Origin of the sequence: uncultured Pseudoalteromonas sp. (assembly GCF_963922945.1) — a bacterium.
Taxonomy (GTDB): Bacteria; Pseudomonadota; Gammaproteobacteria; order Enterobacterales; family Alteromonadaceae; genus Pseudoalteromonas.
The window spans coordinates 1-12940 of sequence record NZ_CAWUKC010000011.1 but is presented as its reverse complement, the minus strand read 5'-3'; the positions used below and the strand labels follow the sequence as shown (position 1 = coordinate 12940).

Annotated in this window: 4 protein-coding genes; all 4 read right to left on the bottom strand. The window is 41.2% G+C overall.

The window, feature by feature from the left end; genetic code table 11:
- Position 1: 1 nt before the first annotated feature.
- On the bottom strand, positions 2-1303 hold the full coding sequence (locus AABI99_RS04160; RefSeq protein WP_338363626.1) for a TolC family outer membrane protein: 1302 nt from the start codon (positions 1301-1303) through the stop codon (positions 2-4).
- 12 nt (positions 1304-1315) lie between these two features.
- On the bottom strand, positions 1316-2623 hold the full coding sequence (locus tag AABI99_RS04155) for an HlyD family type I secretion periplasmic adaptor subunit (protein WP_338363624.1): 1308 nt from the start codon (positions 2621-2623) through the stop codon (positions 1316-1318).
- A complete protein-coding gene (locus AABI99_RS04150; RefSeq protein ID WP_338363622.1) occupies positions 2616-4739 on the bottom strand; it encodes an ATP-binding cassette domain-containing protein in 2124 nt (707 codons plus the stop codon). The genes AABI99_RS04155 and AABI99_RS04150 overlap by 8 nt, the downstream gene beginning before the upstream one ends.
- Positions 4736-12940, bottom strand: an 8205-nt coding sequence (locus tag AABI99_RS04145) for a hypothetical protein (protein WP_338363620.1), incomplete at its 5' end; no start/stop codon positions are given. The genes AABI99_RS04145 and AABI99_RS04150, both read right to left, overlap by 4 nt.

Sequence of the window (12940 nt, the reverse complement as noted above, 5' to 3'; positions counted from 1 at the left end):
ATTATCTATCTCCAAGCTGCCAAGCGTCTGGCTTATCTACTTTTAAGGCGCTCACCAAACGGCCCGTTGCATTGATCAATCTGTAACTAGCAATACGTTGATCATAGGCTGATTCAATATAGTTTCTTCTTGCAGTAAATAATTCAATTTGCGAATCAAGTACATCTAATAATGAGCGACGCCCTAACCCAAACTGTCTTTCGTAGCCTTGTTGTGCAACTTCTGCATAGCCAACATTTTCTTGATAAAAATTCTTTTGTTCATCTAAAAAAACATAAGCATTCCACGCAAAGCTTGTTGCCTCTTTAACTTGCCTATGAGTTGAATCTTTTACCGCTACAGCCTCTTGATAGCGCCATTTAGCAGCGTCAGTGTCCGCATTTGTTTTACCTCCACTGTATAAGTCGTAACTCATTGTTAGCATTACACGGCCGTTATCGTCTCGCCCTGGTGATCCTGATATATTTCGGTTATCTGCAACATCAAGCTCTAAACTCACCTTTGGCCAGTAACCGCTTTTTTCTCGTTGTATTTGCTTATCTGCTGCTTGAATATCGTAAATAGCAGCAGCAATTTCAGGGTGTGAATTTTTCGCAATTCTAATCGCTTCCTCTAATGAGTCAGGCAAAAAATGTGCATCTGCTTTAGGAATAACAAGATTATCAGGGTATTCACCCACTAGATCATAATAATTTGCTTGTAAATCTAATAGGTTATTTTTAGCCGCTAAATAACCAGACTGAGATGTTGCTAAACGCGACTGCACTTGAGCTACATCAGCATCACTTGACAAACCTCGTTGATGGCGCTGTTCTATATCACTTAAAATCTTTTTATGTATTTCGATATTTTTTTCAGATAGTTCAATTAGCTCTACAGCTTTTAAGAGATCTAGATACACTTGTACTACTTCAAGGCTGATGTTCTCTGCCTCTGAAATTAAACCAAGCTGATCGGCACGCGCTTCATTATCTAATCGAGCCACCTCAGAAGAGGTGCTAAAGCCATCAAACAGCATTTGCGTTATTTTTAAGCCTAATTCACGACGATCTAACTCTGTGTCAAATTCGCTACCCGATTTATAATTAACGTGTTCATAGCCATAAGCCGCATATAAACGTATTTGCGGTAAATACTCACTAAATGCACTGCGCTTATCGCGATACTTAGCTTCAAAGCTGGCATATTTTTGCATTAAGCGAGGGTTTGTATTTAATGTTTCTGCTACCGCTTGCTCTAACGTAAGAGCACTTACATAGCCGGGTGTTAAAGCTAAAGCAGAGAGTAATCCTAAAATTCGCATTTAATATTCCTATTATGGTTCACGCATGGCATTTGCCTTTGCTCTTAGCAAAGGTTTTAACCAGTAATCTAAAACTGTTTTCTTTCCAGTAATTATATCTACCTGAGTTTGCATACCTGGTATTATGGGTTGTTGGGCAATTTCACTTGCAGTGGTTTTTATATAAGCTTGGTAGTAAGCAGTGCCATCTTCTAAGTATTGAGCATCCGCACTGATATAAGTAACCTCTCCTTCTAATCCGCCATAAATAACAAAATCGTATGCTGTAAACTTAACCTTGGCGGGCATACCCACTCTTATAAAGCCAATATCTTTAGGCTGTACTTTAGTGTCGATTAAGAGTTGATCGTTTTGTGGTACTATTTCCATCATTACTTCGCCAGGCTCAATAACACTGCCGATAGAGCGAGATACTATATTTTTTACAGTCCCTCGCACCGGCGCTTTCACCTGTGCCTTTATTAATCTATCTTCTAATGCTTTGCTGCTTTGTAAAATTTTTGCCAGCTCATTACTTACCTCATCCAGCTGATTTTGTGTATCGGCTAAATAATCAAAAACAACCGCTTTGCGTTCTTCTCTTACTTGGTTTTTAGCTGCTTTTAGCTGCTGTAGCAAAGCATTTGCTTGATTAAGTTCCCCCTTCATGGCTATTTCATCACGCTGTAATTTAACGAGTTCCATTTCAGCCACTGCACCAGCATTGACTGCACTTTGAGTTAACGCAACCTCTTTGCTAGTTAATTTTAAGCTTTGTCTAAGTGCGTTAATGTTAGCGAGCTGCTCGTTACTTGCCTGCTCTTGCTGCAACAAGTTTTGAGTCCGTTGTTGTAATTGTGATTTCAGTTGCTTTAATCGCGACAAATAAGTGTTATAGGCTTGCCTATATACTGCGTCAGAAACACCATTTTTAGAAAATTCTAAAATTTTTATTTTTGCACCTAAACTAATTTGCTCATCAATTTCAACGCTTTTGAGCTCCGTCATTAACCGATTTCGTCTAGCTAGCAGCGACTCACGCTCTTGGCTTGACTCAGCAAATGCGGCTGCAAAACGGGTTTCGTCTATTAACAGCAGGGGGTCTCCAGCTTCAACTAATTGCCCTTCTTGTACAAGTACCTCCTTTAATATGCCACCATCAAGGTTTTCTATTGTTTGAACACGCTGAACAGGTATAACCGTACCTTGGCCTAAAATCACCTCTTCTAACTCAGCAAACGTAGCCCAAATTAAAGCAACTAGCAGTAAAGAAAATACTATTAAAACAAGTCTTTTAGCTTGTTTAGCAGCATGTAATTGACCCATATATAAATCAGCCATTACTCGAAGCTCCTTTAACTTTAGACTGGCTAACACGGGTAACCTTTTTGCTCACCAACCTTACACCGCCATTAGATTTTTCAGCAAATAAAGACGTAGGTGTTTCTATGCTTTTTAAACGACCCTGCTCTATCACAAAAATTCTATCGCAAATAGAGAGCATTTCTTTACGATGGCTAGAAATAACCACTGTTTCGGTGCGCTCTTTTAAGGTTTTTATTAATAGCTTTTCGTGCCCTTCATCCATTGCTGAAGAGGGTTCGTCTAATAAAAGCAACGCGTTATTACTTTGCAGTAGCGCGCGAGCAATACATACTGCTTGCCGCTGACCGCCTGATAGAAAGCGTCCAAATTCACCGACTTGCGTTTCAAGCCCCGATTCTAAACGGTCTATAAATCGGCTCACACCTGATTGCACAAGCGCATTAGTGAGGTCGGTAGGGTTGATGTTTTGTGCACCTAATGTGATATTTTCAAGTACGGAACCATAAAACAAACTAGGGCTTTGTGCGACCCAACCACTTTGCCTGCGCAATGCACTTAAAGACCAATGTTTTATATCTATATCATCTATTAAAAGCTGCCCTGAGGTTGCTCTATATTGGCCCGCAATAATAGCCAGTAATGTTGATTTACCCGACCCTGCGCGGCCATAAAGTCCTATTTTTTCACCCTTATTTATATCAAAGTTAATATTATGAATAGCTTCAAGCTCTTGCTCATGGTACTGAAAGCTTAAATAACGCGCTGTAATATTGCCATTTAGGGCAGCATCAATTGTGCTTTCGCCGCTTTGCTGCTCTTGCTCTAATGCCATTATATTTTTAACTGATTCGATAGCTGTTTGCGTTTGCTTGTACTTTAAAACAAGCCCTGCCAGCGAAGATATAGACCCTGATGCTCGACCACTTAGCATAACAATAGCTATTAATGCGCCCATGCTAATATCGCCATTACTTATTAAGTACACGCCAAATACGATTAGCCCAATACTTGTAAACTGACTGAGGCTAGCAACCGTATGTGTAAGTGTTGTTGCACTGTGGCGAGATTTATTTTGCCAATCAACCATTTGAGCGAGTGTTTGCTCAAGCTTTTGCTGTGCACTTGCTTGGCCATTCATTTGCTTTAATTCAACAAGCTGATTTAAGTTCTCAATTAAGTACGCTTGGCGCTGAGTCGATAACTTAGATGCCTGCTCTACGCTTTCGTTTAGTCTAGCTTGTAATACAACACTGGTAATAATCACAATACTGAGCACAGCAACAGGGATGAGTACAATCAACCCACCAAGCCAAAATATTAATGCTAAAAATAGTAAGGTAAAGGGCAGGTCAATAACAGAGACCAGTGTTGCAGAGGTAATAAATTCCCTAACACTATCAAAATCTTGAACTTGTTTTGCATAAGCCCCTGCAGAGGCTGGCCGCTGCTCTAAACGCATGCCAAGCACTTTAGCGTATAACATACTGCTTATACGTAAATCTATTTGTCTGCCTGCAGCATCAGTCAAATGCCCGCGAGATTGCTTTAACAACCAATCGAACACAATAGCTATTGTTGCACCTGTAGCCAACACCCATAAGGTATCGAGCGCAGCATTGGGCACTACACGGTCGTATACATTCATAGTAAATAGCGGAACCACTAAAGCGAGTAAATTTACCGTTAGTGACGCCAATAGCAATGAATTATAAAAGGGTTTTACCTGCTCCCAAGCAGGTCTTAACCAGCTAGGTATACGGGTATGGAGCTTTTCAGAGCGATCATCGGTGACATTATCGTGCGATAAATACCAAATTAGTGATGTATCGATTTCGCTTAACTGTTTGGCGTGTTCGTCGTTTGTACTAAATGTACTTTCACCTTTACTTGCAAAAAAATAAAAGTCGCCTTGTTTATCAAGCGCTAGAGCTGGGTAAGCATAGTGTTTAGGGTCTTTTTGTTGCTGAGCACTGACGTTTATGTTGCTAAGTGCTTGCTCTAGATGATGGGCCGAAAACTCGTTACTAGGTAAACCCAGTAACAAGTTATCACTTTGATGTCGTAAATGCAGGGCATCAGCAATGTGCTTGCCAAGTAGCTGCATTTGTTCACGTTGTAGCTTTAGCTTCATACGTTTTGATCGCCTTCTAAGCTATCATTTATACTTTGCTGATGAGCTGTATCATTACCACCATAACCTTCATTAAATGATTGAGCTTGAGCTCCACCCGAGCTTGAAGTGTTACTTGCTGAAGCTGAAATAGTCACATTCACCTCTTCGGTAGGTGCTTGTTGCGTTTCACCATTAAGTGTAGAAAACGCATTAAGCGTTAGCGTGAAACTATCACCAGCGTCGGCATCAACAATTGCTAAGGCTTCAATATCAGCAATATCAACAGTCCACGTATCACCGACTTTTTCTCCAACGTTAAAGTTGTATCCATCAGGTAAGCCGGTAATTTCAATATAGCCCGTTTCATCTGCTGCAGGGTTTTGTAAATCAACATCCAGGTTTAGCGCAATATTATTAGTTGAATTACTATTTACATCCTCAGCAGCTGTCCATAACGGCGCATCAGCTTGCGGTTCTAATTCAATAATAAATTCTGATGATTGTGTCTCTCCCACACTTGTTACGGTTTCACCATTAATTTGTGCGCTATCAACAGTTGCAACATCAACACTCATGTTTAATGTGCCAAACGCAAGGCCACCGGCATTAAAGTCAAAATTTTCAATAGAGTTACTGTCACTGGTAATTGTTGCACTAAAGCCGCCATTACCATCGCTAGTAAAGAACACAGTTTCACTTCCTACTGTAATAAACGCTTTACCATCTACAAACTGCAAGACTGAATCATCTGAATCAGCGGCTATATTAACTGTTAACAGAATTGACTCCGTGCCATCCGCTTCTTCACTAAAGGCCTCTAAGTCAATAGTCAAGGTGTCATCTTCTTGTCCATCGTAGCTTTCAAATGGCTTTTTAGAAAAATCCAGTGCGTCGGCTTCTGGGTTTACAACAACCATAAACGAGGCTGAGGTCTGATCTATATCACCTGGTGATTCATCCTGAGTTAGCGCATTTAGAGTTAATTCAAATTCACCACTAAAATCAAGTGGCGGCACAATAATCAAACCAGCTAGTTGCTCTGCAGTGACAGTCCAGCTTGTCGTGTCTTCACCATTAAAGGTGCCACCATCTTTACCATTATTAACAAGTAAATTACCATCAGCATCTTTTAGTATGGCATCTTTTGGTACGCCCGAGATAGTAATTGAAATAGTTTCAGAGCCGTCATCATCTTTAAGTAGCGCACTTAGGCCTGTTAATGCTATATCGGCATCTTCGCTACCTTGTGCATCAGCTACTGTTAATACTGCTTCGTCAGTTACCGCCTCTACTGCAATACTAATTGTATTAGTAACTTGTGTTGTATCAGTGGCAGTACCTGTACTTAATAGTGCGGTATCAACAATGGTTGCCGTTATTTGAATATCTATGTCAGTACCAGATTGGTCTTCAATTGGTTCAACCCCTATACTTGCTAGCGCATCAGCAAACTCTGCCTCTGTACCGTTATATGTATATGTGTTATCACCGTTGTCGGTAAACATATTATTAGGGTCATACAACCCAACGCCATCTGGTAAGGTAATCGTAATTGGCTGAGAAAAATCAACTTCTTCAACTCCCCCATTTTGCTCAGGGTTTGATTCATCATCTACTTGGTTTAAATCGGTTAAAGCTAATGTTAAGCCAAGGGCTGTAGTGCGGTTATCTTCCTTAATTTTGTTAATAGCAGCGCTAAACTCACCACCATCCGCGACTGGGGTTACATCTATTTCTAACGATTGTGTGTCATCAATATATTCATCGCCACTATCATCATCTACCGCAATGATGGTTACCGGAATAATTAACTGCCCTGAATAGTCTTCACCTGCACTAGTAAAGCTTAAATTGCCAAGTGATTCTTCAGGAATAATATATTCAGCAACTTCACCGTCATCGCCTGGAATTGCGATAACCCCATCACCTTCAATAATAAGGCCTTCAGGTAGGCTATCAGCGTTTATGTAAACAGTAACGGTATCGTTTTCATCGTCAGTTAAACTGGTATTAATATGACCTGTAAAATCTACGGCTTCATCTTCTACTGCATCAACAACAGAAATTTGTAATTGCCCTACTTCAGAAGCCTTTGACGTACTGCCGTCTCCTTCAACAGTAAAGTTAACGGTAAAATTGTCACTTAGTAATACTGCATGGCTGCCATCAGCTACACGGGCTTTAACAGTAACCTCTATATCACCTGTAGAGTTTTGTGCTTCTAAGGTTACATCAGCAAGTAGGTCATTAATTACGTCTGTTACTGTGTCACTTGTGCCTGCATCTATAGGTATAATCCAGCGGCCAGAGCCATCTGGGTACGCACCATTTGGATGAAGCACCTCTATATTTACGCCATCAGGAAGTATTATCTCTATATGAGTAATAACCTCAGAGCCATCAACATCCTCTTCTGTAAAGCTAACAGCCCCCGATAGGCTTAGTGTTCTGCTTGAGCTCGTAATTGTTTCATCCGTTGCTTCAAGGCGGGTAACAGCACCACTGTTATCGCGCTCAGCACTACTTTGGGTATCAACCTGTCCATTAACAGTGACTGTAACTTGACTACTAATATCCTCGCTCACACTGCCTACATTAGAGGTATCGGTCACCGTGTAAAGTACATCAACAGTTAGCGTGCCAGAGAAATCCTCATCAGGCAGCAAACGCACTCTATCGCTGGCTAAAACATCCTCAAGCGTTGGGTATTCGGCATTGATTAAATCAGCTAAATCAAACCCACTACCTACGCTCACTTCGCTGCCATCAACATACAGGGTAGTGTTTGCTGGTATACCTGTAATTACAGCACCTGTTATTGTTTCTGACCCGTCGCTGTCGATTAAATCTGGGTTAAAGTTAAGCGCAATACGTGTATCTTCACTGCCCTCAGACGTTGTAGCTAGGCTTTGCGTATTATTGTCGATTGTTGGGTTAAAGTTTGTAGTTACAGCAATGTTGTAATCAGCAGTATCACCATCAGCCTCAGTCGGGACTACTTTAATATTAAAGTTAACTTCACCACTAAAGTCATCTACTGGCGCTAAATAGTAATTTTCCATCTCTGCAGCCGTTAAGCTGTACATTGGCTTGCCGTTAGCATCAGTACCAACAATTGGTAAATCTGCTGGGTCGCCGTTTACATCTACTAGCATTACCGAGTCTGGTAAATCAGAAATAACTAAACTAATTGCTTCTGACTGATCCACATCAGAGGTCACAATTAAGAAATCTAAGCGTAGGTTAGTATCTTCTATGCCTTGGGTATTTTTCAGCGTAAAGTTGTTATCATCTACTGTCGTAAATGCCCAATTATCGTTACTGTTTTCTTCATCAAGCTCTGGTGGGTCTATTTTACCTATAACAGTAAGTTGCAAAGTATCTGGCTGTGTACGTGCTACTTCTCCTGTAGCTTCTGTTGCAATAGCTGTAACCGTTATATCGAAGGTAGCATCGGTTGCACGGCTGGCATCTTCTTTTTGTTTTAAGAATATGTTCCCTGCTTGCAGCTCTACATCGCTTACAAGCCAATTGCCATCTGTATCTTGCGTTAATACATTTCCATTTTCGTCTACCAGCTCAAAACCTGCTGGCAGTACAACTTCAAAACTAAGTGTTTCGGAGCCGTCTTGGTCAACTAATAAACCACTGAATAAGTCTATAGCAGGGGTGAGCGCATCTTCGTCTACGGTTTGATTTCGCACAAATAAGCGAGGCTCATCAGCAACAGGGGTTATTTCAACCGTTACCGTTTGCGTGCTTGATGATGCACTATCGTTGTTTTCAGCTTCTGTTGCTACAGCAGTAATATCAAAAGTAAACGTGCCCGCTACATGCTCTTCGCCAACTACAGTTAAGCTTTGTGCCTCTGCTGCGGTTATTTCATCACCGTTTGATAGCGTACGGCCATTGGCGGTAACAATTAAGCCCTCTTGTATATTATCAATTATATAAGTGAGTGTTTCTGAGCCATCTGTATCTTGCAGTGTAGCGCCAATATTAATAGCAGCTTCGGTATCTTCTGCAGTTGTGTAACTGTAATCGTTTGTGCCATCCCAGTCAGGGGTGTCAGCCACTGACTCAACGGCAATAGTATCACTAGCCGACAACTCTCTAGAGGCACTGCCGATGCCAATTGTCGCCTCTATATTTACAGTTACAGATTGGGTTTCATCTGAACTATTTTGCGCAGGTTGAAAAAATAAGTCATTTATTGTCACTGTATCATCAGCGTTAATTGTAATCGTATCGCCAGTGAATACATAGTAGCCATCAACAATCGAAACATTAGCGTTATCAGTTGCTAAAGCGTCATTGAGGTAAAGTTCACCGCCTTGTAAAGAGGCAACTTCTATTCTAATTTCACTCACTGTTTCGTTTTGATCTATGTCTCCCCGGTCAATACTTATTGTGATTTGGCTACGCGCTGAGTTTACAATGCCATTATCATCAGTTGCATCTTCACGGATATTTTGTGCTGTTACGCTCATCGAACCTTCAGCATCACTAGTGGTCAGTTCGATAATCGAACCTGTCACTTCATCACCATCATTATCTATGACGTTGTAAGTAATTTGTTCATTAAAATCAACACTTGCTGTTTGATCAAATGCAGATGTATCAAATACCACTTTACCACTTTCGTATACTCTCAATGTACCTTGAGTATCGTTACCATTTTCATCTTGCAGAGCCACTTCTTTATAGCTACCGTTGGTATCACTGCCTGAATCAAACGCAGTATATTCAGTACCACCGTAATTAAATGAAGACAGTTTGGCACCATCAGCGCCTGGGTTATTATCATTACCTACAAAGTCATTGCTGTTTGTATCTAATAAATCAATAGTCGTGCTTTGCCCCTCGACTAAATTGACTTCAACAGGGTTTGCATCAATTGTTGGTGTATCATCTGTTATTGAAATAGTTACTGACGCGTTATTTGTATCGCCATCAGCATCAACAGCTGTTACATCAAAACTAATATCCTTCGTATTGGCTCCGTTAGCATCAGGATGTTCTATTGCTGTAAATTGCTCGTAAGTGTAAGAGCCATCAGGATTAAATTTAACACGTAAAACATCTTCGCCATTTGCTGTAGCGATATACCAGCCATCAGCGTTTTTATCGTTTAATGTAATTGCATTATTTCCGTCTGCAGTAACGTAACCTTCGTTGTTAAAGGTTGTTATAAAGTCATCTACAAGCTTAATCTCAATAATCTCGTCAGAGCCTTGGGTAACACTAATTTGCCCTGTTGCCGTTATTGAGTCATTACCTCTAAGGTTAGCTTCATCAACACTTGTAGCTGAGTTAGCTATTACAGGGTCGGTACCGTCGTTTAATGTCACCGTAACATTACTTGTAACTTGTGAACCATCGGTATCTTCTGTGTACACTGGAATCACTATTTGCGGTGCATCTGTGGTATCACCTGTGTGATCTATTGCACCTGAAATTTCGAATGAAATAGCATAGGTGGCAGAGGTTTGTGCATCAACATTCACATCTGGTAAAGTGATTTTAAAGACCTCGGTTGAAGTGCCTTCTAAAATACCTTGTGCGGTACCGTCGCTATTAACTTGCCAAACAATATTTGTGGTGACAGCATTACCGTTCTCATCGAGCGTAGTTTGCGTTAGCTGATTACCATTACTATCAAGCACCGCTGCCCCATCAGTAATACTAACTTGCATGTCCACTACATCATCAAGACCTGCTGTTACTGTAAATGAGGTATCAGTATCAGTATTTGCTTGGCCATCTCCATCTTCGTTATTGTCAGCCACTCTGTTAGGTGTTTCAGAAACATTTAAAGTAATATCATTTTGAGTATGCTCTGCCCCGCCATCATTAACGGTAATGTTTAATGTGGTCGTATTACTGTCCCCATCATTATCGATCACTTCGACTTGCAATGGTACGCCGGTACCTTCTATTGTGTTGTCAAATGGACGGTAAAGCGTAAACTCGTATGTCAAGTTTTGATTACTCGTGCCATTAATGTCGGGTAACGTCGCTACAAAAATTGTTTCTGTACCTTCGCCAGTATTTGCCGTTATCGTTCTTCCATCATCACTTAAAGTGTATACAAGCGCGACACCACCGGCAGTTAAATTTGGTTGTGAATCACTAGAGAATGCTAGCGATGTTATTGTGTCACTGCCAACTGTTGTGCTCACGGTACCTTGCTGAGATACGGTGATATTATTAGCGGGGTCTAAACCACTTTCGTCAATACTAATAGGTGTTTCTGAGGTATCTTCAACCTGAGGCCCACCGCCATCTTGAACGGTTATGGTTACGTAACCCGCACCGCTAATTACCGTACCATCACTATCCTCACCATTAAGAGAAAGCGCAAAATCTATATTTTCTCCATCAGGATTATCAAGCGGTAAGCTTAATGTTGTTTGAACCCTAGCATCTAAATCTTTACCATTAGCATCTTGCGTTGCACTAACGCTAAAGCTAATTACTTCGCTGCCATTAGCAGAGCCTGTAATTGTTTTACCGTCTGCACTTAATACAAAGGTAATAGCTACACCAGCACTTGTTAAGTTTAACGCATTTAAGTTTGTGATAGTGTCATCAAAGGTGATTGAATTAGCAACTAGTGCGTCAGAACCTGCCTCTACAGTAAAGTTTTTACCACTGCTTGCAGTACTGCCATAATCGCTTTCTGTATAAGTTTCTGTTTGATTTGTAAAGCTACCCGCACTGCCATCTTGCACAGTAAATGTGGCTGTACTTGTTGAACTACCAACACCGTCGCGATCTTCTATTGTGTATTCAATCGTAAACTGTGGTGAAGGCGTTGAGTCTCGATTATCAAGCGCGTTAAAGCTCCATGTGCCATCGCTGTTAACCGTTAATGTACCTTCATCGGTTACAATCGTAGCTGATGTACTTGTTGTTACATCATAATCAGTGCCATTAAATGTTACACTTGTAACGGTTGGTGCGCCCTCAATTACACTGTCGTTTGTGACTAAGCTACCTGTTGATACTCTACCCGCATCGGTGTCGGCTTCTGTAACTGTAAAACTGTCGTCACTACTTTGTGGGGCAGAGTCGGTAATAGTAACGACTGTTGGTACAACGACTAGTTCGGTTGTGCCATCGGCATCTGTTTGTAGTGCATCAACAAAAATATCAGTAAGTAAGCTTTCACTTTCGTGATCAATAGGTGCATGTAGCGTAGTAGTAAGTTCTCCACCTGCAAGCGACACACTTAGCACTAAGTTACCTTGCGAGTCTTTTACCTCTAAAGATAAAGCATCGTTTGCTAAGGTAACCGAAACAGGGTTGCCGTCTACCGTTAAGCTTTCAAGACCAGATTGGTTTGCACTTAATGTAAGATCAGCGTCATCTATTTCTATTGAACTAGTGGCTGAGCTTGTGCCGTCATTTGCAGTACTACTTTCGTTTAATGTTTGGCTATCAAGCGCATCGAGTGTTGGTGCGACATCTTGCGCTGTGTTTCCTGCAGAATCAGTAACAGTTGCCGTAATAGTCCACTGCTTTGTATCATCAAGCTCAGATACATCTATACCGTTAACGGTCCAAATCCCACCATTTGCGACTGCTGCAGTCACTACTTCACTAGTAGTGCCATCAAAAATAGTGAGCGTGACTGTAGATCCAGGCTCAGCATCGGTTGTACCGTTTAGCGTAGTTACTTCACCTGCTTTAAAGGCTCTACTGTTAATGCCGTTTTCACCCGTATCAATATCAATATTAATGGTGGTGTCTTTAGTAAAGGTGGTTTCGTTTGTGGCTAAATTACCCTCAACGTCTAGTGCGCTAACACTTGCTGTAATTTCACCATCAGCAAGCTCTGAAATATTCGTGGCATTAATTGCCCACTCACCTGCGCTATTAATCGAGACGTTTTCAACCGTGACTTTTTTACCATTTATGTCGGTAAATACCACAGTGGCTGTTTGGTTAGCATCAGCCTCTTCAATTACACCACTTACCACTACATTACTTTGCTCTGCTGCATTAATAACGGCGTCATCGCCTGTTGCAACATCAATGCTGGTTACGGCTGTTTTATCGTGAATGGCGGTGTCTGTATCGGTTGCTGTATTACCTGCTACATCACTGACTGTGGCTGTGGCGGTTAATGTGCCATCGTTTAAGCTTGATAAATCTGCATCGGTAATCGTGTAGGTATTATTAGTAACTGTGGCTTCAAAGCTGCGCTCATTACC

Coding starts and splice junctions, on each gene's coding strand:
- AABI99_RS04150 (WP_338363622.1), bottom strand. CDS start 4,739: ATGAAGCTAAAGCTACAACGTGAACAAATGCAGCTACTTGGCAAGCAC.
- AABI99_RS04155 (WP_338363624.1), bottom strand. CDS start 2,623: ATGGCTGATTTATATATGGGTCAATTACATGCTGCTAAACAAGCTAAA.
- AABI99_RS04160 (WP_338363626.1), bottom strand. CDS start 1,303: ATGCGAATTTTAGGATTACTCTCTGCTTTAGCTTTAACACCCGGCTAT.